The sequence below is a fragment of the Streptomyces sp. CoH27 genome, from assembly GCF_020181035.1.
Classification (GTDB): domain Bacteria; phylum Actinomycetota; class Actinomycetes; order Streptomycetales; family Streptomycetaceae; genus Streptomyces; species Streptomyces camelliae.
Genome location: NZ_JAIQYY010000023.1, coordinates 111978 through 134113 on the forward strand (window position 1 = coordinate 111978; position 22136 = coordinate 134113).

The following is a 22136-nucleotide window of genomic DNA, read 5'->3' on the forward strand; positions in this document are numbered from 1 at the left end:
CGCCGCGCAGGGTTTCGGCCGGGGCCGTTGTCGTACCCGCGTGGCATGCTGCGGCCATGACCACCCCACAGGCACCCCGGACCCTTCCCGACGGCCGCCCGATCCCCGCGCCGACCGGTCCCGAACGCGCCATGCTGGAGAGCTGGCTGGACTTCCACCGGGCCACGCTGGAGCTGAAGTGCCAAGGCCTGGACGACGCGCAGGTGCGGCAGGCCTCGGCGGAGCCGTCGTCGCTGACGCTGCTGGGACTTGTCCAGCATCTCGCCGAGGTGGAACGCAACTGGTTCCAGCGGGTGCTGGCAGGACAGGACGTACCGCCGCTGTTCGAGGAGCGGACGGGGTACGGCCTCGATCCCGAGCGCGGGCCGGCGCAGGCCCTGGCCGTGTGGCGGGCGGAGATCGCGCGGAGCCGGGAGCTGCTCGCCGGGTGGGATCTGGAGGACACCGGGCGCATCGTCGACGAGCCGATGGCCGGCGTCGAGGTCAGTGTGCGCTGGGTGCTGATCCACCTCATCGAGGAGTACGCCCGGCACAACGGACACGCCGACATTCTGCGTGAACGAATCGACGGGACCACCGGGACCTGAATTCAATTTACTTTCACAATTCCCGCCAATTCCCCGGACGACAGCTTCCCGTCTTCTTCTGCCCGCTTTTTTCAAGACTAAACAGGGCACTTTTCCGGCGTGTTTCATACACGTCATTGACGGTTTCCTGGCTGTGACGCACTCCACAGCGACATGGATTTGCCCCGATTTATCACGGGACAAGACGGGCATAACACCGAGCCCCCTGCACACCCCAGCGACGGCGGCCGTGCATTTCTGAATTCACCTCGGTAAATTCGTGCCGCATGACTGCCGCACCCGCAGACCTGTTCATCGACCAGCCGGCGGTGACCGACGGAGCCACGCTCTGGCGTCTCGCCAAGGACTCGAAAACGCTCGACCTGAACTCCTCGTACAGCTATCTGCTGTGGTGCCGGGACTTCGCCGGCACCTCGGCGGTCGCGCGCGGTGCGGACGGGGAGCCGGTCGGCTTCGTCACCGGCTACGTACGGCCCGAGCGCCCCCGCACGCTGCTCGTCTGGCAGGTGGCCGTCGACTCCGCCCACCGGGGTCTCGGCATCGCCGCCGCGCTGCTGGACGGGCTGACCGTGCGCCTGGCCGCCGAGCGCGGCATCACCGACGTGGAGACCACCATCACCCCGGGCAACACCGCCTCCGAGCGGCTGTTCACCTCGTTCGCCGCCCGGCACGGGGCGCACCTCGAACGCGAGGTGCTGTTCCCCGCCGAGCTGTTCCCGGACGGCCCGCACGACCCCGAAGTCCTCTATCGCATCGGCCCGTTGACCGAGTACACCGCCCACTGAGGAGCGATTCACCGTGACCATCACCCAGCCCGACCTCAGCGTCTTCGAGACCCTTGAGTCCGAGGTGCGCAGCTACTGCCGCGGCTGGCCCACGGTCTTCGACCGCGCGCGGGACAGCCGCATGTACGACGAGGACGGTCATGCGTACCTCGACTTCTTCGCCGGTGCCGGCTCACTCAACTACGGCCACAACAACCCGGTGCTCAAACGGGCGTTGATCGACTATCTCGCACGCGACGGGGTCACCCACGGCCTCGACATGTCGACCACGGCCAAACGGACCTTCCTGCAGACCTTCCAGGATCTGGTGCTGCGCCCGCGGGACCTGCCGTACAAAGTCATGTTCCCGGGCCCGACCGGCACCAACGCCGTGGAGGCGGCGCTGAAGCTGGCCCGTAAGGTGAAGGGCCGCGAGGCGATCGTGTCGTTCACGAACGCCTTCCACGGGATGTCCCTGGGCTCCCTCGCCGTCACCGGCAACGCCTTCAAGCGGGCCGGCGCCGGCATCCCGCTGGTGCACGGCACGCCGATGCCGTTCGACAACTACTTCGACGGCACGGTCCCGGACTTCCTGTGGTTCGAGCGGCTCCTCCAGGACCAGGGCTCCGGGCTCAACAAGCCCGCCGCCGTGATCGTGGAGACCGTGCAGGGCGAGGGCGGCATCAATGTGGCCCGGCCCGAATGGCTGCGCGCGCTCAAGGAGCTGTGCGAGCGGCAGGACATGCTGCTGATCGTCGACGACATCCAGATGGGCTGCGGCCGTACCGGCGCCTTCTTCTCCTTCGAGGAGGCGGGGATCGTGCCGGACATCGTCACCGTGTCCAAGTCGATCAGCGGCTACGGCCTGCCGATGTCGCTGTGCCTGTTCAAGCCCGAGCTGGACGTGTGGGAGCCGGGCGAGCACAACGGCACCTTCCGCGGCAACAACCCCGCGTTCGTCACCGCGACCGCGGCGCTGGAGACGTACTGGGCCGACGGCTCGGCGATGGAGAAGCAGACCCGGGCCCGGGGCGAGCAGATCGAGCAGGCGCTGATCTCCATCACCGAGGAGAACCTCGCCGACGTCAAGGAGTACCGCGGGCGCGGACTGGTGTGGGGCATGGAGTTCCACGACAAGGCGCGGGCCGGCCGGGTCGCCGGGCGGGCCTTCGAACTCGGGCTGCTCATCGAGACCTCCGGCCCCGAGGGCGAGGTCGTCAAGCTGCTGCCGGCCCTCACCATCACGCCGGACGAGCTGGACGAGGGCCTCAGGATCCTCGCCCGCGCCGTCCGCGAAACCCTCTGACCGACCGACCAGGAGAGAGCGCACCACCGTGATCGTCCGATCGTTCAAGGACATCGAAGGCACCGACCGGCACGTCAGGGCCAAGTCCGGCACCTGGGAGAGCAAGCGGATCGTCCTCGCCAGGGAGCGGGTCGGCTTCTCCCTGCACGAGACCATCCTGTACGCCGGGACGGAGACGTCGATGTGGTACGCCAACCACATCGAGGCCGTCGTCTGCACCAAGGGCGAGGCCGAACTGACCGACCACGAGACCGGGAGGACGTACACGATCACCCCCGGCACCATGTACCTCCTGGACGGCCACGAGCGGCACACGCTGAAGGTCAAGGAGGACTTCCACTGCCTCTGCGTGTTCAACCCGCCCGTCACCGGCCGGGAGGACCACGACGAGAACGGCGTCTACCCGCTCCTGACGGAGCCCGAGGAGGTGTGACAGACATGACCACCCTGACCGATCTGTACCCCAGCCGCGGCGCCACCGAGGTGAGCGTCCCCCGCCAGGACCCGGTCGTCTGGGGCTCCCCGGACACGCCCGGCCCGATCCCGACCGCCGACCTTCAGTCGTACGAGCGGGACGGCTTCCTCGCGATCGACCAGCTGATCACCCCCGACGAGGTCGAGGTCTACCGGCAGGAGCTGGACCGGCTGGTCGCCGACCCGGCCGTCCGGGCCGACGAGCGCTCCATCGTGGAGCCGGCGTCGCAGGAGATCCGCTCGGTCTTCGAAGTGCACCGGATCAGCCAGGTGTTCGCGAACCTGGTGCGGGATCCGCGCGTGGTCGGCCGGGCCCGGCAGATCCTCGGCTCGGACGTGTACGTCCATCAGTCCCGGATCAACGTCAAGCCCGGTTTCGGCGCGAGCGGCTTCTACTGGCACTCGGACTTCGAGACCTGGCACGCCGAGGACGGCCTGCCGAACATGCGCACGGTGTCCGTCTCGATCGCGCTGACCGAGAACTACGACACCAACGGCGGCCTGATGATCATGCCGGGTTCGCACCGCACGTTCCTGGGCTGCGCCGGCGCCACGCCCAAGGACAACTACAAGAAGTCCCTCCAGATGCAGGACGCGGGCACGCCGTCCGACGAGGCGCTGACCAAGATGGCGAGCGACCACGGCATCAAGCTCTTCACCGGCAGGGCCGGCTCGGCGACCTGGTTCGACTGCAACTGCATGCACGGCAGCGGGGACAACATCACCCCGTTCCCGCGCAGCAACGTCTTCATCGTGTTCAACAGCGTGGAGAACACGGCCGTCGAGCCGTTCGCGGCACCGGTGCGCAGGCCCGAGTTCATCGGGGCGAGGGACTTCACAACCGTCCGGTGACCGCACGCCACCCACCGGCCCGCCCGCCGCGCAGCGGCAAACGGACACAGCATCGGGGCGAGGGACTTCACGCCGGTGAGCTGAGAGCCCCGTGAACCCCGGGCCGGGGTCTCCTGTGTGGGACGGGAGGCCCCGGCCCGGTCGTGTCGTCAGCCGGCGAGGACGTTCAGCAGCCGGTCGACGTCCGCGGGCGTGTTGTAGAGGTGGAACGAGGCCCGCAGGTTGCCGGCCCGGTTGGAGACCTCGATGCCCGCGCGGCTCAACTCGCCCTGCCGCTCGCCCAGTCCGGGCACCGAGACGATCGCCGAGCCGGGCGCGGGCAGCGCCTCGTGGCCGAGCGTGGCGAGACCGGCCCGGAAGCGGTCGGCGAGGTCGAGGTCATGGGCGTGTACGGCGTCGACGCCGAGTTCCTCGATGAGGTCGAGGGAGTGGCGCAGCCCGGCGTAGGTGAACAGGCTGGGGCTGACGTCGAACCGCCTTGCCGAGTGGGCGAGTTCGGCCACCGGGCCGTAACAGCTGTCCCACGGCTTCTCGGCGGCGACCCAGCCCGCGAGCAGCGGGGTCAGCTCCCCGAAGTCCTCGGGGACGACGAGGAACGCGGCACCGTGCGGGCCGAGCAGCCACTTGAAGGTCGTGGAGACGGTGAAGTCGTAGGCGCCGGCGTCCATGGGGAGCCACCCGGCCGCCTGGGAGAAGTCGACGTAGGTACGGGCGCCGTGAGCGCGGGCGGCCTCGCGCAGGGCCGGCAGGTCGGCGATCCGGCCGTCGGCGGACTGGGCGGCGCTGACCGCGACGAGCGCGGTGCCGGAGCGCACGGACTCGGCGAGCCGCTCCAGCGGTACGGCACGGACCTTGAGGTCACCCCTGGTGTGGAAGGGGTTGATCACGGAGGTGAAGTCGTCCTCGGCGGTGAGGACTTCGGCGCCGGAAGGAAGGGCGGCGGCGACCAGTCCGGTCTGGGAGGCGACAGATGCGCCCGCCGCCACCCGGGTGACCGGGACTCCGGCCAGCCGGGCGAAGGACGCGCGGGCGGTCTCGACGTCCTCGAACAGGGGGTCCAGGGCACGGCCCTCGGCCCGGATGGCGACGGCCTCGTGCAGGGCGGCTACGGTACGGGCGGGCAGCAGGCCGCTGCTCGCGGTGTTGAGATAGGTGTTCTTCGGGCTGAACTCGGCGCGGACGAGGCTCTCGAAGGTCTCCATGCCCCCACTGTGCGGGGCATGGCATCTCTCGTCCATTGCGAATTTTTGCGTGGATCCGCTTAGGAGCCCTTATACATCCGCGCCGACCTGCGGTTTCAGCCCTGCTGCGGCACCGCGCACCCGTCCGGGCCACAGGCTTCGGCGTCACCCTGGTCGACCAGCTTCAGCGGCGAGCGCTCGCCCCAGGCCTGGCTGAGGGCCTGGGTGAAGACCTCGGCGGGCTGGGCGCCGGAGACGCCGTACGTCCGGTCGAGCACGAAGAACGGCACTCCGTTCGCGCCGAGCTGCGCGGCCTCGCGCTCGTCGGCGCGGACGTCGTCGGCGTAGCGGGACGGGTCGGCGAGCACGGCACGCACGGCCTCCGCGTCCAGCCCGGCCTCCACGGCCAGCTCGACGAGCCGCTCGTCGCCCTCGGTGAACAGGGACCGCTCCTCGGCGAAGTTCGCCCGGTACAGGATCTGGATCAGCTCGTCCTGCCGGCCCTGCTCCTTGGCGAAGTGCAGCAGGCGGTGCATGTCGAAGGTGTTGCCGTGGTCGCGGCCGCGGGTGCGGTAGTCCAGGCCCTCGGCGGCGGCCTGGGCGCCCAGATTGTCCTCGCCGGCCTCGGCCTGGGCCTCGCTCATGCCGTACTTCCGGGTGAGCATGGTGATCACCGGCTGGACATCGCCCTTGGCGCGGCCCGGGTCCAGCTCGAAGGACCGGTGCACCACCTCGACCTCGTCGCGGTGCGGGAAGGCAGCGAGCGCCTTCTCGAAGCGGGCCTTGCCCACGTAGCACCAGGGGCAGGCGATGTCGCTCCAGATCTCGACGCGCATTCTTCGGCTCTCTTCGGGTCGTACGGGCACGGAGGCTCTCTCCGCCACCGGTACGTGAACGTTCAAACAGCGCGGTTCATTCCCCGGGCCGTACGGCGTACCGCAGGAACAGATGGTGATCACCCGCGGCCGGTGGGTTCTCCGGGTCCGGGATCCAGCCCTGGCGGGCGTAGAAGGCCTGGGCGCGCCGGTTGTCCACGTGCACGTCGAGAACGGCGGTCCGTCGGCCGTCGGCCCGCCACTGCTCCACGCAGGCGGCGTGGAGGGCCGTACCGATGCCGGAGCGCCAGTGGTCGGGGGCGACATGGAACTGGAAGAGCTTGACCGTGTCGGCCGGGCCGTTGTCCGGGGTCCGGAAGGAGGCGATGCCGGTGATCACGCCCTCTGCCACCACGCACAGCACCTGCCCGTCGGGCCGCTCGACGGCGCCGCGCCAGGTGGCGGTCCAGTCGATGCCGTCGTCCGGGAGGCCGTCCGGGTAGTACGTCGAGCGCGCCCTGTGGTGCAGCGCGGCGATGGTCTCGGCCTCGGCGGGCAGGGCGGTGCGGATCACGCGGCTGCCCCTCACACGGTCGTTGATCATGCCACCGAGGACGCGACCGCTCCCGTACCGGTTCCTCAGCTCCCGTCTCGCAGGTCCTGCGGCCAGCTCTGCCGGAACTCGATGTGGTCGTACGTCACCACGCATCCCTCCCCCATCGGCGACTGGGTCATGAAGCCGACCAGCGCGTCACCGGTCTCCTTCTCGTCGCCCAGCGTGAACAGCCGGACGAAGGTCCATCGCTCGCCGTCCCGGGAGGCGTGGAAGGCGAGGGCCCGCCCGGTCCGGCTGACCCGCAGCCACACCGAACTCCCCTCCACCGTGAAGGAGTTGGCGTCGTCGGAGTGTCCCCGGGTGACCACCGTGCAGACGGTGGGCACGTCCGGGGAGTACTCCAGGCACAGCTTGGCCCAGGCCCGCTCGCCGACGTGCACGTACAGCACGCCGGCGTCGAAGGCCGCCCGGAACCCCACGGTCACCCGGGCGATCAGCTGAAAGTCCCCCTCGGGCGCCCCCAGCAGCCGCGGCGCGTCGGAGGCGGGATCGAGCGCCTCACCGGTAGGCGTGACAAACCGGTCCTGCCGGGCCCCGGCCCATCCGGTCAGCACACCGCCCTCGTAGGACCAGTGGCCTTCGGGTCCGTATGTACGCAGGGGGAAGGGGAGTTCGGGAAGTTCCACGTCCATCGGCCCATCATCGCAGGGGTGCTGAAACTGCCTGAGGGGGCGGCGTCACCGCTCCAGAACCCCGTTGAACCTCCGGGGGAGACCCAGCGGGTTCTCGTCCTTCAACTCGGCAGGCAAGAGGGCGGTGGGCGCGTTCTGGTAGGCCACCGGCCGCAGCCACCGCTCGATGGCCGTACCGCCCACGGACGTGGACGTGGACGTCGTGGCCGGGTACGGCCCGCCGTGGTGCTGGGCCGCGGCCACGGCGACACCCGTCGGCCACGCGTTCACCACGACACGCCCCGCCAGCGGCGTGAGCTCGGCGAGCAGCTCCGGCCCCCGCCCCTGCCCGGCGGCCTCCTCGGCGGACACCTGGACGGTCGCCGTCAGGTTGCCCGGCAGCCGCGAGAGCACGGCCTTCGCCTCGGCCTCGTCGGCATAGCGGGCCACGACCGTGACCGGCCCGAAGCACTCCTCCAGCAGCAGGTCGTACGCCCCCTCCTCGGCCAGCTTCTCCGCCGGCACCGTGAGGACCCCCGCGCTGACCGTGTGCTCGCCGCCCGCGCCCGGTGTGACGGGCGAGTCGACGTCCGCCAGGGCGGCCCGCTCCTGGACCCCGGCGACGAAGTTGTCGCGCATGCGGTGGTCGAGCAGGACCCCCGCCTCGGTGTCGCTGACGGCGTCGGCGAGGGACTTCACCAGCCGGTCGCCGCCCGCGCCGGACGGCACGAGCACCAGGCCGGGCTTCACACAGAACTGCCCCACGCCGAGCGTCATGGACCCGGCGAGCCCCGAGCCGATCGCCTCCGCGCGCTCGGCGACGGCCGCCTCCGTCACCAGGACCGGGTTCAGCGAGCCGAGTTCGCCGTGGAACGGGATCGGCACCGGACGCGCGGCGGCGGCGTCGAAGAGCGCGCGGCCGCCCCGGACCGACCCGGTGAAGCCCGCGGCGGTGACCAGCGGGTGCCGGATCAGCTCGATGCCCGCCTCGAAGCCGTGCACGAGGCCGACGACGCCCTCGGGGATGCCGTGCTCGGCGGCGGCCCGGCGCAGCACCTTGGCGACCAGCTCGGACAGGGCCGGGTGGTCGGGGTGGGCCTTGACGACGACCGGGCAGCCCGCGGCGAGCGCGCTCGCGGTGTCGCCGCCGGCGACGGAGAAGGCGAAGGGGAAGTTGGAGGCGGAGTAGACGGCGACGACGCCGAGCGGGACCTTGTAGCGGCGCAGGTCCGGGATGGGCGGGGTCGCGGTGTCGTCGGGGTGGTTGATGACGACGTCGAGGAAGGCGCCCTCGTCGACGATGTCGGCGAAGGCCCGCAACTGATAGCCGGTGCGGGCGAGTTCCCCGGTCAGCCGGACCGGGCCGAGGGCGGTCTCGGCGTCGGCGGTCTCGATCAGGCCGTCCTTGGCCGCTTCCAGGCCCGCGGCGGCGGAACGCAGGAACGCGGCGCGGACCGTGCGGTCGGCGAGGGCTCCGCGCGCGGCGTCCGCCGCGCGGACCGTGGCGTCCACCTCCTGCGCTGTGGCCTCCACCGCAACCTGCTCGCGCTGCTTCCCGGTGCGCGGGTCGACACTCCAGACTGGTGCTGCTGCCACCGCGGGTTCCTTCCAAACGAGACTGCGCTTAACTGGGTCACCCATCAGCCGCGTTCGATATACTGAACACTGTCTCTGATGATGAATTCGCTGCTCGGAGACTATATATCTGGGTCCTGAATATCCAGGGCCCTCGAACATCCGGGTCTCGTCGAACGAAGGGGTCAAGGGCGATGACGGCAGGCGACGCAGGGGGCGGGGCGCAGGTCAAGTCCGCGGTACGGACCGTTGAGCTGCTTGAGTACTTCGCCGGCCGGCCTGGCATGCACTCCCTCGCGGCGGTCCAGGAGGCCGTGGGGTACCCCAAGTCCAGCCTGTACATGCTGCTGCGCACGCTCGTGGAGCTGGGCTGGGTGGAGACGGACGCGACGGGCACGCGGTACGGCATCGGGGTGCGGGCGCTGCTGGTCGGCACGTCGTACATCGACGGTGACGAGGTGGTGGCCGCGGCCCGCCCGACGCTGGACCGGCTGTCGGACGACACCACGGAGACGATCCACCTGGCGCGCCTCGACGGCACGAACGTCGTCTATCTGGCCACCCGCCAGTCCCAGCACTATCTGCGCCCCTTCACCCGGGTCGGCCGCCGGCTGCCCGCGCACTCCACCTCCCTCGGCAAGGCGATCCTCGCCAGCTACACCGACGAGCAGGTCCGCAAGCTGCTCCCGGAGACCCTCCCGGCCCTCACCGAGCACACCATCACCGACCGCGAGAAGCTCATCGAGGAGCTGCACCAGGTGCGGGAGCAGGGCTTCGCGGTCGACCGCGAGGAGAACACGCTGGGCCTGCGCTGCTTCGGCGTGGCGATCCCGTACCGCACCCCCTCGCGGGACGCGATCAGCTGCTCGGTGCCGGTGGCCCGGCTCACTCCGGCCCACGAGCAGATGATCAAGGACGCGCTGTTCGACGCCCGCGACCGGCTGACGCTGGCGACGCGCCGGCTCTGACCGGACACCTCGGGGGCCGGTCTTTCTGAGCGTCCGATGAGAAAACGGGCGTACGGGAACGATCAGCCCCTTCCCGGTCGTCTTCCTGACCGGGATGAACAAGACGATCAGGCGGGCGTCCGTCTTCTGTCTGCTGCTCGTGCTCGCTCTGCTGGTCAGGGCGACCTGGGTGCAGTTCTACGACGGCAAGGCCCTCGCGGACGACAACGACAACCGGCGGAATTCGATCGCGACGTACTCGCGGCCGCTCGGGAACATCATCGTGGCCGGGAACGCGATCACCGGCTCGACGCGAACGAAGGGCGGCGACCTCGCGTACAAGCGGACGTACACGGACGGCAGGCTCTACGCCGCGGTGACGGGCTATGCCTCGCAGGCCTACGCCCCCACCCAGCTGGAGGGCATCTACCAGGACCTGCTCAACGGCACGGACACCAGGCTCAAGACCGTCCTGGACACGCTCACCGGCGAGCGCGCCGACCCGGGCGATGTGCTCACCACGATCGACCCGGCGGTGCAGAAGGCGGCCTACGACGCCCTCGGCGACAAGAAGGGCGCGGCCGTCGCGATCGACCCGAAGACCGGCAGGATCCTCGCCGTGGTGTCGACGCCCTCGTACGACCCCTCGTCGCTCACCGATGCCAACACGGCCGGGGCCGCCTGGCAGCGGCTCACCGCGGACCAGGACAAGCCGCTGACCAACCGTGCGCTGCGCCAGCCGCTGCCGCCGGGGTCGACGTTCAAACTGGTCGTGGCGGCGGCCGCGCTGGAGGACGGGCTCTACAAGAACGTGGACGAGCACACCGACAGCCCCAACCCGTACACCCTGCCGGGCACGGTGCGTCCGCTGGCGAACGAGAACGCGTCGGCCCCGTGCGGGAACGCCTCGATCCGGGTGGCCCTGCAGTACTCCTGCAACAACGTCTTCGGCAAGATGGCCGTCGATCTCGGGCAGGACAAGGTGAAGGCCATGGCCGAGAAGTTCGGCTTCAACGACGACACGCTCGAAGTGCCGGTGCGGGCCTACGCCAGTGTGTACCCGTCCGGCATGGACAAGGCGCAGACGGGCCTGTCCGGCATCGGCCAGTTCGACGTCACCGCGACCCCGCTCCAGATGGCCATGGTGTCCGCGGCCATAGCCAACGGCGGCAAGCTGGTCTCGCCGCATATGGTGTCGCGGATCACCGACAGCGGCGGTGATGTGCTGCACGACTACGACACCGGCGCGAGCACGAAGCAGATCGTCAGCTCCTCCACCGCCGAGCAGCTCCAGTCGGCGATGGAGACGGTGGTGCGGGACGGCACCGGTACGAACGCGCAGATCGACGGCGTGACCGTCGGCGGCAAGACCGGCACCGCCCAGCACGGCGAGAACAACAGCAAGACGCCGTACGCCTGGTTCACGTCGTTCGGAAAGTCCGACAGCACCGGCAAGGAGGTGGCCGTGGCGGTGCTGGTCGAGCAGTCGGACGCGGCGCGGTCGGAGGTCAGCGGCAACGGGCTGGCGGCGCCGGTGGCGAAGGCGATGATGCGGGCGGCCCTGAAGAGCTGAGGCCTACTTCACGCCGAGAAGCTGCTCGACGGGATCGATGGCGAAGTACACCAGGAACAGCGCCGAGACTCCCCACAGCAGCCAGTTGACCTCCCGGGCCTTGCCCAGCACCGACTTGATGAGCACGTACGACAGGAAGCCGGCCCCGATCCCGTCGGTGATGGAGTACGTGAACGGCATCGCGGCGATGGTGAGGAACGCCGGGATGGCGATCTCGTAGCGGTCCCAGTCGATGTGCTTGACGTGGGTCATCATCAGGAAGCCCACCGCGATCAGCGCGGGCGCCGCCGCCTGGAGCGGGACGATGGTGAGCAGCGGGGTGAGGAAGAGGGCCAGGCCGAACAAGCCGCCGGTGACGACGTTGGCGAGTCCGGTGCGGGCGCCCTCGCCGACGCCGGCCGCCGACTCGATGTAGGCGGTGTTGGAGGAGGCGGAGCCGAGACCGCCGGCGACGGCGGCGGCGCCGTCGATGAACAGCACGCGGCCGATGCCGGGCACCTGTCCCTTCTCGTCCAGCAGCCCGGCCTCGGCGCTGATGCCGACGATCGTGCCCATGGCGTCGAAGAAGTCCGACAGGATCAGGGTGAAGACGAGCAGGACGGCGGTGAGCACACCGGCCTTGCCGAAGCCGCCGAACACGCTGAAGTGACCGATCAGTCCGAAGTCCGGGGCGGCGACGATCTTGTCCGGCAGCTTGGGCGTGGTCAGGCCCCAGCTCTTGATGTGGGCGACGGCGTTGATGACGATCGCGACGACGGTCATCGTCACGATGCTGATGAGGATCGCGCCCTTCACCTTCCGGGCGAGCAGCGCGATGGTGAGCAGTACGCCGAGGCAGAAGACGAGCACGGGCCAGCCGGTGAGCCGGCCGACCGCGCCGAGCTGGACCGGCACGGTGGTGTCGGCGGCGTCCGGGATACGGCTGACGAACCCGGCGTCGACAAAGCCGATGAAGGCGATGAACAGGCCGATGCCGACGCCGATCGCCTGCTTCAGCTGGTTCGGGATGGCGTTCATGATCGCTTCCCGGAGCCCGGTGAGGACCAGGAGGCAGATGATCAGGCCTTCGAGGACGACGAGGCCCATCGCGTCGGGCCAGCTCATCAGCGGGGCGAGCTGGAAGGCGACGACGGCGTTGAGGCCGAGGCCGGCGGCGATCGCGAGCGGGAGGTTGCCGCCGACACCCATGACGATCGTCATCACACAGGCCACCAGTGCGGTGGCGGTGACGAGTTGGCCGGTGTCGAGCGTGTGCCCGTACTTGTCCTTGGCACTGCCCAGGATGATCGGATTCAGGACAAGGATGTAGGCCATGGTGAAGAACGTGGCGAAGCCGCCGCGTATCTCCCGGCCTATGGTGGATCCCCGTTCGGAGATTCTGAAGTACCCGTCGACGGACATGGGCCAACTCCTTGTTGCCTGATGAGCGGTGTGCGGATGCTGGCTGGATTGTTCCCCCGCTGAACCCGGTTCAGGTTTTCTCCGTGTTACGGATTCGGGTTCGGCGGGTCATACACCGTCCGAACCCCCGTACATCTTCACCAAATGATCACTGATACGCTTCCGGATCTCCGTCTGAGGCACCCCCTCCGGTGGCTGCATGTCATTCGCATGACACTCACAGAGTCGTCCCGAGTCGTATCGAGAAGAGGTCACGCCCGTGGGCACAGTCGTCGACGACGCCGCCTCCGTGGAGTTCCATGCCTTCTTCGAACAGCACTACGCCGAACTCTCCCGCCTGGCCTACCTGTTGACCGGCGAGTCCGACGCCGCCGACGACCTGGCGGCGGACGCGCTGCTGGCGCTGTGGCACCGCTGGGACCGGGTACGCGGCGCCGACCATCCGGTGGCGTACGCCCGGGGCGTGGTCGCCAACCTGGCCCGCACCCGGATCCGCAGCGCGGTGCGCGAACGGCGCCGGATCGCGCTGTTCTGGTCGCACCGCGAGGAGAAGACCGAGAACCCGGACGTGGCCGGGGTGGTGGACGTGCAGGAGGCGCTGCGCAGACTGCCGTTCCGCAAACGGGCCTGCGTGGTGCTGCGGCACGCGTTCGACCTCTCGGAGAAGGACACCGCGCTCGCGCTCGGGGTGTCGGTGGGTACGGTTAAGAGCCAGACGTCCAAGGGCATGGCCGAGCTGCAAAGATTGCTCGGCCCGCAGGGCGATCCGCGGCGGATGCACGCGGTGATGGCGACCCGGGGCGGCGAGAGCGGAGGACGGAACCGATGAGGCAGCAGGACGTGCACGACGAGCTGCGCGCCCGGCTGCACGAAGCGGCCGAGGCCCATGAGCCCGACCGCGCGCGCATCCTGGCCCGCGTGGAACGCGGCATGGCCGCGCCCGCCCGCTCCGCTCGCGTCACCCGTTCCGCCCACCGGGCCACGCGATCGCCGGTGCTCGGCTGGGCACGGGTGGTCGGGGCCACGGCGGCGGTCGCCGGGGTGCTCGCCGTCGGCGGGTACGCGGTGGCGTCCGCGGTGAAGGACAAGCCTCCCGCGGAACAGACGGTGGCGGTCTCGCCGACGCCCACGCCGTCCCCGGACGCGACCTCGCGCCCACCAGCTCCCTCCGGTCCGGCCCCGGGCACGGGCGGCACGCACTCCGCGCACGCACCGAGTGCCTCGCCGTCCCGCACGCCGGGAGCCTCCGGACAGCCGCCCGTCGCCCACAGCGAGCAGGACGGCCCGCTGTGGTCGGACGGCTCGGTGGACTCGCACAGCAACGACTTCTGGGCGCAGAGCAATCTGACCCTGAAGACCTCGAAGCAACTGAGCGCGCTCACCGTGGAGTTGAAGGTCGCCCAGACCGGCGGAGTGTCCTCGACGGGCGCTTGGCGCTCCCTGCCGGAGACGGACTTCACACAGACGGTGCAGGAGCGGGACGGCTTCCTCGTCTACACCTGGACCCTCAAAGAGGGCCGTACGGTCCCGGCGGGCGAGTGGGTGTTCGCGGGGCAGTACAACCACGAGCGCGGTGGCCGGGACGCGAAGCGCGACGGCTACACGATCACGGGCACCGCGGACGGCAAGCCGTACACGGTGAAGGGCGACTTCGCACAGCACGGCTGACCGGCCACGACGGACCCACGGACTCAATCCATGGTCGCCCCGATGACACCGGACCCGGTCGTCAGAAACGTCGTGGCCGGCAGCGAGCCGTCGGAGCCACGGGCGCCGTACACGGAACTCGCGTCGGTCGACGTGAAGGCCGGCGTACCCACGCGGCAAGTGGACCGAGTCCACGGACCACGCGCTGCCGGCGAGCCCCCGCCACGGCACGGTGCTGCCGGTGACGGGGGCGGAGTACGAGCGGCTGCTCAGGACGTACGGCTGAGCGGCGGGGCCGTCAGGAGACGAAGTACGTCGGGTTGGGCAGCTTGTACGTCCGGTCGGCGTAGCCGCCGTCCAGGTCCGAGTACTGGTCGCCGAAGTTGGCGATGATCTCGTAGCCGAGGTCGTCCTCGATGTGCTTGCGGGTGCCGGACTTGTACTGCACGGTCGTGCAGGTCCAGGTGCCCGGGGTGGCGCAGTCGCTCAGGTAGGCCGGCGGGTTGGCCTTGTCCTTGAGGAACATGTGGTCGGCGTCGAGGTTCACATCGGCGCCGACCTTCTTCAGGTTGGCGACGGCGGCGGTGCGCTGCGCCTCGCTCAGGCCGGAGTTGTAGAAGACCTCGACGCCCTTGGACTCGGCGTACCGGACCAGCTCGGGGCTGCCGAAGACCGCCGGCCGGTCGGCTCGGTTCACGTAGTCGTTCCACGTAGCGGAACTGAACGTGTAGTTGTACCGCTTCTCGTAGTCCAGGCTGAGCAGCAGCGTGTCGTCGATGTCGAACATCACGGCCGGCTTCTCACCGTGCCGGTGCGCCTTGCGCGCGGCCTTGTCGATGTAGGCCTTGGCCTCGGCGTCGATCCCGGCCAGGTCCTTGGCGTACGGGCTGTCCGGGGACGCCTGATAGACACCGTTGCTGTCGAGGCTGGTGCCGTAGTAGCTGTCGATGTCCTTCACCAACTGCCCGATGTTGTAGGGCTCGTGGGTGGAGTTCGCCGTCGACTGGCGGGCACCGGCCGCGCCCGCGCCGTACAGCGCGACGCCGGCGAGGGCGCAGGCGGCACCGAGGGCGACGGCTCTGTGGGACTTCCGCATGGATTCTCCGGATCTGGTGGTTGGAGTGACGTACCAGGTCAGAGACTGTCTACGCGCATAACACCCGGCCCGGCGAGGGGTGTTACGCGATCGATATACTTTGTTCCGCCCCTCGCGCAGGACGGCAAGCCGCGCGGGCTGTCGAGTCCGGCTTCGATCCAGGCGCTGTGGTGGGCGAGGATCGTGGGCATGAGATTCGTCGATGTCCACTGGCAGGAACACGGGTTTTTTCTGGACCCGAGGGCCTACCTGGCCGAACTGCCCAGCCTCCGTGGCGTGTTGCCCTCGGGCGCCTGGGCCTTCGTCTCCGATCCTGGGCACTACGACATCCCGGGTGCCACGCGCTGTGTGAAGGATCTGGAGCTGGCCGGGATCCAGCCGGCCACCGACAAGAGCGGCAGGCTGGTTCTGGACTTCGCGCCCAACAAGTGGAAGCACGACTCGGGCCTGCGCATCAGCTACTCGGGGGTGCGGCACTTCGCCGTCGACTACCGGCACTCCATCGACTGGATGGCGGTCGACACGGTGCTCCTGGACGAGATCCTTCCCGACGAGGACGGCGGCTGTGTGCACGAGATCGAGCTGACCGACGCGACCGTCACCGTGCGGTGCCAGGATCTGGAGGCGGTGTGGGGCAGCACCGGGTGACATGGCCGGCCTCGGAGGCCTCGGTACGGCCGGCTCGGCCGGCCATGTCCCGTCCGTCAGTCCGTCAGTCCGGCCGGCCGTCCGGCCGTCAGTTCATCGTCGCGCCGATCGTCGTGCTGCCCGTCGTCAGGAACGTCGTGTCCGGCAGGGAGCCGTCCGACGTGCGGGCGTTGTAGACGGTGGTGGCGTCCGTGGAGATGAAGGACGGGGTGGAGATGCCGGAGTCCCAGTTGTTGCCGGCCGAGGTCACGTTGGAGCCCTTGCTGACCAGGCCGCTGCCGTTGCCGACCGCCAGGTTCTTGCCGAGCTTCGCCGAGCTGGTCGCGAAGTAGTAGCCCCACTTGGCGTTCGCGTAGGCCGTCGTGCGGTTGATGACGATCGACCCGGTGTTGGAGTTCTCCGTGAACCCGTTGCCGGAGTTGTCCCAGGCGGCGGAGTTGTTGACGACGTGGGCGACTGTGACGCCGTTGCCGCCCAGCTTGAACCCGTTGCCGTTGCCCTCGAAGGCGCTGTCGCCCCAGCGGTTCTTGCCGTTGCCGAAGGACCAGGTGTGCTCGATGGTCACCGGGGAGGAGAAGGACCACAGGTCGATGCCGTCGTCCGAGTTGTTGAAGAGCCGGGCTCCGGTGACCAGGTTCCCGGTGCCCGAGCCGAACTTGATGGCGACTCCGTCGGCGTTCTGGCCGTGCGTGGCGGCGTCGTAGTTGCCGTAACTGTCCAGGTTCTTCACGGTGTTGTTCACCGTGCCGTCCCCGGTCAGCGTGAAGCCGGAGTCGCCGTTGTCGATCGTCTTGTCGTTGTTCCAGTACGTCCCGGTGCAGGACTGGCAGACGACGGCGTGGCTGGGCCCGTTCTGGAAGGTGATGTCGGAGACGTTCCAGTAGTCGGCCGTCAGTTTGAAGATCCAGGAGCCCGACGGCAGCGACGAGCCGTCTATCTTCACCGTCTCCGAGCCGTACGCCGTCAGGGTGACCGGGGCGGAGGAGGTGCCGTTGGCCGTGGACTGGAGGGTGGCCGTCGGGTAGTAGGTGCCGCCGCGGACCTGGATGACCTCTCCGGCGGTGGCGTTCTTGATGGCGTTCGCCAGGTCCGTGGAGTTGCTGACCACGACCGTGGCGGCGTGTGCGGGCGTGGCGAGCAGGCCGAGCCCGCCGGCGGCCACGGAGAGTGCGAGGAATGTGCTCTTGATGCGACGCATGACGTGCGGGTCCTTTCGTCGGCTCAGAGCGAGCGGCTGTGGTGTCGGGGATTCCAGTCGCCGAGGTAGGCGGCCGGGGTGTACCGCACTGCCTCGGCAGGGGTGAGCTGGGGCCGGTCGGCGGGGACGGTGATCACCGCGCCGGGCCCGGTGTTGCGGTACTCGGCGAAGCGCATGGACTGCCACGGGTAGGCGTCCGACATGGTGGTGTAGGGGGCGACCGCGTCGATGCCGGGGCCGAGCCAGGTGTCGCGGACGGTGAGCATCGGGCGGGCCGTGGTGTCGGAGCCGGGCACCCAGGGCCGGGCCAGCTTGTAGGCCGCGTCCGGGGCCGCGCTGCTGACGTGACCGCGTACGACCAGGTAGCCGCGGGGGTTGGCCACGGCGGTGGAGGGCGCGAAGACGAAGCCGTACGGCGGCGCGGGCACGTCCGTCCGGTCGAGGGTGCGGAAGTGGCAGTGCTCGTACACCGCCGTGGCCCGGCCGAAGACGAAGTCGACGTCGCCTTCGACGTAGCAGTGGGCGTAGTACTGGCGGGCGAAGGCCGTGAGGGCCATGGAGTCGGCGTACAGGGTGTCCTGGTGGCCGAGGAAACGGCAGTACAGGAAGGCGCTGCGGTCGCCCTGCACCTTGATCGCGACCGCCTGGGTGCCGCTGATGCCGGGGTGGTCGGCGCGCAGCCAGTCGTTGGCGAAGGTGATCCAGCGGGCCGTGAAACCGGCGGGCTGGACGGTCACCGTGGCCGAGCCGGTCGTGCCGTACGTGCCGCCGCCGGGCTTGGGGGTGCCGGCCGCGTTGTCGTAGACGATCACGACGTCCCGGGGATCCTCGGTGGCGCCGATCCAGGTCATCTCCGTACGGGTGGCGTCGACGGCGACCGTCTCGCGGTAGGTGCCGGGGGCGAGGACGAGGGTGCGGCCGGTGCCGGTGGCGGCGGTCACTGCGGCCTGGACGCCGGTGAAGTCGCCCCGGCCCTGCGGGTCGACGTACAGGGTCTGCGGGGTCAGCCGGCGGGCCGGGGAACCGTACCGGCCGAACGGGCCCGGCGCCCCGGCGGCGTGCGCGGGGACGGTACCGAGGCCGACGAGGCCGAGTGCGGCGGCGGCCCCGGCGCTCACGGTGAGGAAACCCCTTCTGGACAGGGGGAGTTGGGGCGAGGGCATGGTCATGCTCCTTCGCGGTGCGTGCGGCTCTGGGAAGCGGGAGGGCGAAGGCGGCCGGGGCGGTGGGGTGCGCGCCCCGGCCGGCGGTTCAGCACAGGTGGCCGGCGCCTGCCTGGTGGTCGACGATGCCCGGCACGGCCTGGGCCGGGTCCACCTTCGTCCGCAGGGTCGGGGTCCAGCCCGCGCCGGACTGGAGGATCTCGCTCGGCACCTGGGCGTTGTGGACGGCGATCAGGTCGGTCGGGACGCCGTTGACGTAGTTGTCGTCGGCGGTGATCGGCGCCTCCTTCCACTTCTTCAGGATCGTGCCCGCCTGGACGCCGTCCGGGAGGGTGAACGCGTTGTGCTCGGCGACGATCTGGGACTCCATGCCGATGCCGTAGCTGTAGACGTAGTCGGTGCCGCCCGCGACGAAGTGGTTGTCGTAGGAGTCGACCTTGCCGAAGCGGACGCGCGGGGCGCGCTCCAGCACGTTCGTGTACAGGTTGTGGTGCAGGGTGACCCTGAGGTGGCCCCGGTCGATCGCGGCGGTGGCGGCGCCGTCGCTGTTGCCGATGAGGGTCGTCTTGTCGTGGTCCGCGAAGACGTTCCAGGACGCGGTGACGAGGTCGGACCCCTTGACGATGTCCATCTCGCCGTCGTGCTGCTCGTAGATCCGCCCGTAGTAGGACGGCAGGGAGCTGTCGGGGTGGTCGCCGTCGGTGAAGGTGTTGTGGTCCAGCCAGATGTGCGTGGCGCCGTAGACGGTCACGTCGTCGTACTCGGAGTTCCAGTTGCCGACGGCGGTGTCGGTCGGGTCCCACTGCGGGAAGCAGTCGAGGGCGCTCTGGAAGCGCAGGTTGCGGACGATGACGTTGTCCACGCCCTTGATCACCAGGTTGGCGCCCTGGAATCCGGCGTCCTTGCCGATGCCGATGATCGTCGTGTTGGCCGGGACGTTCGCCTCGACGTAGGCGGCCTGGTCGGCCTCGGAGGCGCGGCGCAGGCCCTCGGGGCTGTCGGCGGGCTCGCCGTCGAGTTTCTTGGTACGGCCCCACACCGCGGGGTCGTAGGTCTTCAGGTAGGTGGCGAAGTCGTACCCGGGCACGGCGAACGAGCCGCAGCTGGGCTCGTCGGCGCGGATGGTCCCCTGGACACGGATGATCTTCGGTGCGCTGCCGCCGTCCTTGAGGGCCGCCTTGAACTGGTCCCAGGTGGTGACGGTGTACACGTGCGCCGAGTCGGCGGCGGCACCGCCGGTGGTCCCCGAGCCGTCCGCCGCCCAGCCGTCGTTCGCGGGCAGCACCTGCCGGTCCAGGCCGGCCCGCAGACCGGGCTGGGCGAAGGCGGATGCGGATGCGGAAGTGGTGCCGGTGACGGCGAGGGCCAGGGCCGTGCAGCCCACCAGCGTTACTATGACACGTCCATGACATTTCTGTGTACGCACTGTGCGGGTCTCCTCGATATGACTCGATATGAGAGGCAAGCGGTCAGGATTGCGGTGCCGGCGGCCAGGTGATCCAGGACGCCGGGATGTCCTCGTGCAGCCGTACGACGTCATGCGGCGCCAGCACCCGGGTGCGCAGCAGCTCCTGCGCGACGAGCCGGGCCACGGCGATGGCGCCGGGCGGGTTGAAGTGCGTGTTGTCCTGCTCGGTGGCGGTCCAGTTGAAGTAGACCTTCGTCTCCTCCATCCCGAGCCGCTGCCACAGCGCGAGCGACAGCGCCTCGATGTCGAGCAGCGGGACGCCCTCCTCCCGCGCGAGCGCCCGCATGGCCGCCGGGTACTCGCCGTGGGTGGGCACGGCGTTGCCGTCGGCGTCGAACCGGCGGCGCTCGACCGGGGTGGCGAGGACGGGCCGGGCCCCGTGGGCCCGCGCGCCGTCGAGGTAGAGCCGCAGATACTGCTGGTACGTCGTCCACGGCTCGGTGTAGCGGGTGGGGTCGGTGGCCTTCTCGTCGTTGTGCGCGAACTGGACGAGAAGGAGGTCCCCGGGGCGGATCTCGGCGAGTATCGCGTCGAGCCGCCCCTCCTCGACGAAGCTCTTCGAACTCCGGCCGTTCATCGCACGGTTGTCGACCTTGTGGTCTCTCCTCAGAAAGAAGGGGAGTGCCATTCCCCACCCGGTCTCGGGTGCTTCGTCGGCGTATTTCTGCGCCGCCGTCGAATCACCGGCGACATAGAGGGTGCGGGACCGCCCGGCGGCCTGGGCGAGGCCGCCGGCGGAGAGTGCGAGGGGAACGGAGGCGAGGGCGGCGAGGCCGGCCTGTCTGCGCGTGAGGGACACGACGGTCCTTTCTCAGGCTGTCAGTGATTCTTCTTCCAGTCCGCCTGAGCCTTGTTCAGCTGATCGGCCAGCGTGTCCAGGAACTGCTTCGCGCTCAGCTTGCCGAGCAGCAGCTTCTGGAAGTTCGGCTCGTTGTCGGACTTGGAGATGGTGTTCCAGTCGGGCAGGTAGTACGGCAGCTGGACGATCTTCGTGTCGGCCCCGTTCAGTGCCTCGGCCGCCAGCTTCGTGGGCTCGGCCTGCTGGATCCACGCGTCCTTCGCCGCGTCCGTGTTCGCCGGCACCTGCCCCGCCGACTGGTTGAACTTGGAGTTCTCGGCGGCCGAGACGGCGAACTCGATGAACTTCCAGGCGGCCGCCTTGTTCTTGCTCGACTTGAACAGGCTCAGCCCGTCCACCGGGTTGGACACCTGGACGCGCGTGCCGTCGTCCATCGTGGGGTTCGGAACGCCCCGGAACTTGTCCTTGCCGAGCGCCTTCAGATGGTCCTGGTAGGAACCGAGATTGTGGCTCAGCATGCCGATGGTGCCGCTGTCCCACTGGGCGACCATCTTCGTGAAGTCGTTGTTGATGTCGGCGGACGGGGTGTCCTTCTTGTAGAGCGCGATGTACTTCTCCAGCGCCGCCACGTTCCTGGGATCGTTGACGGTGGTCTTGTCACCGTTCCAGAACGAGGTGATGCCGGTCTGGCCGTACACCGCGTCCAGGGCCGGGGCGATGGATCCCGCACCGCCGCGGAGGGTGAAGCCGAACTCGTTCTTGCCCTTGTCGGTCAGCTTGTCGGCGGCCTCGTAGAACTTCGACCAGGTCGTCGGCGCGGCCAGGCCCGCCTTCTTGAACAGGTCGGTCCGGTACCACAGCGTGCCGTTGTTCGCGGACGTCGGCACCTGGTAGAGCGTGTTGTCGCCGCCGGCCGCCTTGCTGACGTCGATGAGGTTCTGGTTCAGCTTGCCGTTGAGGGCGCTCTTCGAGAGCCGGGAGTCCAGCGGCTCCAGCGCGTTCTGGGCCGCGACCTCGGCGAGCATCGCGGTGCCCACGCCGCCCACGTCGGGCAGGCCGCCGCCCTGGATCGCGGTGTCGTACTTCGACTGGGCGCCGGCCGCCGGGATGCCGACGTAGTCGACCTTGATGTCCGGGTACTTCTTCTCGAAGTCGGCGATGATCTGCTTCCAGATGTCGGTGCGGACACCGCCGTTGGTGTCCCAGAAGGTGATCGTGCCCTTCCCGGACCCCTCGTCCCCCTTGTCCCCCGCGCTGCCGCTGCCGTTGTCGCCGCACGCGGTCGCGGTCAGCGCGACGACGGAACCCACGGCGACGGCCATGACGGCACGCCTGCTTCTGCGGATGCTTCTGCTCTTCATACGTCGGCTCTTTTCATCATCGAAGGAGAGTGCGGAAGAACGAAGAACTACGAA

Annotated in this window: 22 protein-coding genes and 1 pseudogene; 10 read left to right on the forward strand and 13 right to left on the reverse strand. The window is 69.4% G+C overall.

Going from position 1 to position 22136, the window contains the following annotated elements:
• Nucleotides 1-56 precede the first annotated feature (56 nt).
• From LE548_RS33685 to thpD, 5 genes are all read left to right on the forward strand, one after another.
• Nucleotides 57-587: a DinB family protein gene (locus LE548_RS33685; protein WP_225100809.1), complete on the forward strand. Its 531-nt coding sequence runs from the start codon at nt 57-59 to the stop codon at nt 585-587.
• A gap of 266 nt (nt 588-853) precedes the next feature.
• On the forward strand, nt 854-1372 hold the full coding sequence (ectA, locus tag LE548_RS33690; RefSeq protein ID WP_225100810.1) for a diaminobutyrate acetyltransferase: 519 nt from the start codon (nt 854-856) through the stop codon (nt 1370-1372).
• 13 nt (nt 1373-1385) lie between these two features.
• On the forward strand, nt 1386-2657 hold the full coding sequence (ectB, locus tag LE548_RS33695; protein WP_225100811.1) for a diaminobutyrate--2-oxoglutarate transaminase: 1272 nt from the start codon (nt 1386-1388) through the stop codon (nt 2655-2657).
• A 28-nt stretch (nt 2658-2685) separates the two neighbouring features.
• The gene (locus tag LE548_RS33700) at nt 2686-3090 is read left to right on the forward strand and encodes an ectoine synthase (RefSeq protein ID WP_225100812.1); all 405 of its coding nucleotides are present in this window, start codon (nt 2686-2688) and stop codon (nt 3088-3090) included.
• A gap of 5 nt (nt 3091-3095) precedes the next feature.
• Nucleotides 3096-3983 carry an ectoine hydroxylase gene (gene thpD, locus LE548_RS33705; RefSeq protein WP_225100813.1) on the forward strand — a complete coding sequence of 296 codons (888 nt, stop codon included), beginning with the start codon at nt 3096-3098 and terminating at the stop codon, nt 3981-3983.
• 149 nt (nt 3984-4132) lie between these two features.
• Here thpD and LE548_RS33710 read toward each other — a convergent pair whose 3' ends face one another.
• The 5 genes from LE548_RS33710 to LE548_RS33730 form a co-directional block, all read right to left on the reverse strand.
• Nucleotides 4133-5185, reverse strand: coding sequence for an aminotransferase class V-fold PLP-dependent enzyme (locus LE548_RS33710; RefSeq protein ID WP_225100814.1), 1053 nt, complete (start codon nt 5183-5185; stop codon nt 4133-4135).
• Nucleotides 5186-5280: 95 nt separating this feature from the next.
• Nucleotides 5281-6000 (reverse strand): DsbA family oxidoreductase, encoded by a 720-nt coding sequence (locus LE548_RS33715; protein WP_225100815.1) that lies wholly within the window; start codon nt 5998-6000, stop codon nt 5281-5283.
• Between the two features lie 76 nt (nt 6001-6076).
• Entirely contained in the window at nt 6077-6583 is a 507-nt protein-coding gene (locus LE548_RS33720; protein WP_225100816.1) for a GNAT family N-acetyltransferase, read from the reverse strand.
• Between the two features lie 35 nt (nt 6584-6618).
• Complete coding sequence (locus LE548_RS33725; protein ID WP_225100817.1) at nt 6619-7227, reverse strand: DUF1349 domain-containing protein; 609 nt, start codon at nt 7225-7227, stop codon at nt 6619-6621.
• Nucleotides 7228-7272: 45 nt separating this feature from the next.
• Nucleotides 7273-8802, reverse strand: a complete 1530-nt coding sequence (locus tag LE548_RS33730; protein ID WP_225100818.1) for an aldehyde dehydrogenase (NADP(+)) — start codon at nt 8800-8802, stop codon at nt 7273-7275.
• Nucleotides 8803-8975: 173 nt separating this feature from the next.
• Here LE548_RS33730 and LE548_RS33735 point away from each other — a divergent pair, with 173 nt between their 5' ends.
• A complete protein-coding gene (locus LE548_RS33735) occupies nt 8976-9749 on the forward strand; it encodes an IclR family transcriptional regulator (RefSeq protein ID WP_225100819.1) in 774 nt (257 codons plus the stop codon).
• 94 nt (nt 9750-9843) lie between these two features.
• The gene (locus tag LE548_RS33740; RefSeq protein WP_225100820.1) at nt 9844-11301 is read left to right on the forward strand and encodes a penicillin-binding protein 2; all 1458 of its coding nucleotides are present in this window, start codon (nt 9844-9846) and stop codon (nt 11299-11301) included.
• Nucleotides 11302-11304: 3 nt separating this feature from the next.
• Here the strand turns inward: LE548_RS33740 and LE548_RS33745 are convergent, their stop codons facing one another.
• Nucleotides 11305-12702, reverse strand: coding sequence for an NCS2 family permease (locus tag LE548_RS33745; RefSeq protein WP_225100821.1), 1398 nt, complete (start codon nt 12700-12702; stop codon nt 11305-11307).
• Between the two features lie 259 nt (nt 12703-12961).
• Here LE548_RS33745 and LE548_RS33750 point away from each other — a divergent pair, with 259 nt between their 5' ends.
• Entirely contained in the window at nt 12962-13531 is a 570-nt protein-coding gene (locus LE548_RS33750) for a SigE family RNA polymerase sigma factor (RefSeq protein WP_225100822.1), read from the forward strand.
• A complete protein-coding gene (locus tag LE548_RS33755; RefSeq protein WP_225100823.1) occupies nt 13528-14370 on the forward strand; it encodes a hypothetical protein in 843 nt (280 codons plus the stop codon). The genes LE548_RS33750 and LE548_RS33755 overlap by 4 nt, the downstream gene beginning before the upstream one ends.
• A gap of 23 nt (nt 14371-14393) precedes the next feature.
• Here the strand turns inward: LE548_RS33755 and LE548_RS33760 are convergent.
• Nucleotides 14394-14522, reverse strand: a pseudogene (locus tag LE548_RS33760) (pectate lyase); the annotation flags it as partial.
• A gap of 125 nt (nt 14523-14647) precedes the next feature.
• On the reverse strand, nt 14648-15445 hold the full coding sequence (locus LE548_RS33765; RefSeq protein WP_225100824.1) for an HAD family acid phosphatase: 798 nt from the start codon (nt 15443-15445) through the stop codon (nt 14648-14650).
• A gap of 189 nt (nt 15446-15634) precedes the next feature.
• Between LE548_RS33765 and LE548_RS33770 the strand changes: the two genes are divergently transcribed.
• Nucleotides 15635-16093, forward strand: a complete 459-nt coding sequence (locus LE548_RS33770; RefSeq protein WP_225100825.1) for a hypothetical protein — start codon at nt 15635-15637, stop codon at nt 16091-16093.
• 88 nt (nt 16094-16181) lie between these two features.
• On the opposite strand, the gene LE548_RS33775 is transcribed toward LE548_RS33770, so the two are convergent.
• The 5 genes from LE548_RS33775 to LE548_RS33795 form a co-directional block, all read right to left on the reverse strand.
• The gene (locus LE548_RS33775; protein WP_225100826.1) at nt 16182-17291 is read right to left on the reverse strand and encodes a chondroitinase-B domain-containing protein; all 1110 of its coding nucleotides are present in this window, start codon (nt 17289-17291) and stop codon (nt 16182-16184) included.
• A 23-nt stretch (nt 17292-17314) separates the two neighbouring features.
• Nucleotides 17315-18454 (reverse strand): pectinesterase family protein, encoded by a 1140-nt coding sequence (locus tag LE548_RS33780; RefSeq protein ID WP_225100827.1) that lies wholly within the window; start codon nt 18452-18454, stop codon nt 17315-17317.
• 88 nt (nt 18455-18542) lie between these two features.
• Complete coding sequence (locus tag LE548_RS33785) at nt 18543-19838, reverse strand: polysaccharide lyase family 1 protein (RefSeq protein WP_225100828.1); 1296 nt, start codon at nt 19836-19838, stop codon at nt 18543-18545.
• 85 nt (nt 19839-19923) lie between these two features.
• Nucleotides 19924-20721, reverse strand: coding sequence for a rhamnogalacturonan acetylesterase (locus tag LE548_RS33790; RefSeq protein WP_225100829.1), 798 nt, complete (start codon nt 20719-20721; stop codon nt 19924-19926).
• A 20-nt stretch (nt 20722-20741) separates the two neighbouring features.
• On the reverse strand, nt 20742-22082 hold the full coding sequence (locus LE548_RS33795) for a sugar ABC transporter substrate-binding protein (protein ID WP_225100830.1): 1341 nt from the start codon (nt 22080-22082) through the stop codon (nt 20742-20744).
• Nucleotides 22083-22136 lie beyond the last annotated feature (54 nt).

Excerpts from the sequence above, each read along its gene's own strand:
- LE548_RS33735 (WP_225100819.1), top strand. The coding sequence starts at position 8,976 with ATGACGGCAGGCGACGCAGGGGGCGGGGCGCAGGTCAAGTCCGCGGTA.
- LE548_RS33685 (WP_225100809.1), top strand. The coding sequence starts at position 57 with ATGACCACCCCACAGGCACCCCGGACCCTTCCCGACGGCCGCCCGATC.
- LE548_RS33795 (WP_225100830.1), bottom strand. The coding sequence starts at position 22,082 with ATGAAGAGCAGAAGCATCCGCAGAAGCAGGCGTGCCGTCATGGCCGTC.
- LE548_RS33715 (WP_225100815.1), bottom strand. The coding sequence starts at position 6,000 with ATGCGCGTCGAGATCTGGAGCGACATCGCCTGCCCCTGGTGCTACGTG.
- LE548_RS33720 (WP_225100816.1), bottom strand. The coding sequence starts at position 6,583 with ATGATCAACGACCGTGTGAGGGGCAGCCGCGTGATCCGCACCGCCCTG.
- LE548_RS33710 (WP_225100814.1), bottom strand. The coding sequence starts at position 5,185 with ATGGAGACCTTCGAGAGCCTCGTCCGCGCCGAGTTCAGCCCGAAGAAC.
- LE548_RS33745 (WP_225100821.1), bottom strand. The coding sequence starts at position 12,702 with ATGTCCGTCGACGGGTACTTCAGAATCTCCGAACGGGGATCCACCATA.
- LE548_RS33770 (WP_225100825.1), top strand. The coding sequence starts at position 15,635 with ATGAGATTCGTCGATGTCCACTGGCAGGAACACGGGTTTTTTCTGGAC.
- ectA (WP_225100810.1), top strand. The coding sequence starts at position 854 with ATGACTGCCGCACCCGCAGACCTGTTCATCGACCAGCCGGCGGTGACC.
- LE548_RS33780 (WP_225100827.1), bottom strand. The coding sequence starts at position 18,454 with ATGCCCTCGCCCCAACTCCCCCTGTCCAGAAGGGGTTTCCTCACCGTG.
- LE548_RS33765 (WP_225100824.1), bottom strand. The coding sequence starts at position 15,445 with ATGCGGAAGTCCCACAGAGCCGTCGCCCTCGGTGCCGCCTGCGCCCTC.
- LE548_RS33775 (WP_225100826.1), bottom strand. The coding sequence starts at position 17,291 with ATGCGTCGCATCAAGAGCACATTCCTCGCACTCTCCGTGGCCGCCGGC.
- thpD (WP_225100813.1), top strand. The coding sequence starts at position 3,096 with ATGACCACCCTGACCGATCTGTACCCCAGCCGCGGCGCCACCGAGGTG.
- LE548_RS33740 (WP_225100820.1), top strand. The coding sequence starts at position 9,844 with ATGAACAAGACGATCAGGCGGGCGTCCGTCTTCTGTCTGCTGCTCGTG.
- LE548_RS33725 (WP_225100817.1), bottom strand. The coding sequence starts at position 7,227 with ATGGACGTGGAACTTCCCGAACTCCCCTTCCCCCTGCGTACATACGGA.
- LE548_RS33755 (WP_225100823.1), top strand. The coding sequence starts at position 13,528 with ATGAGGCAGCAGGACGTGCACGACGAGCTGCGCGCCCGGCTGCACGAA.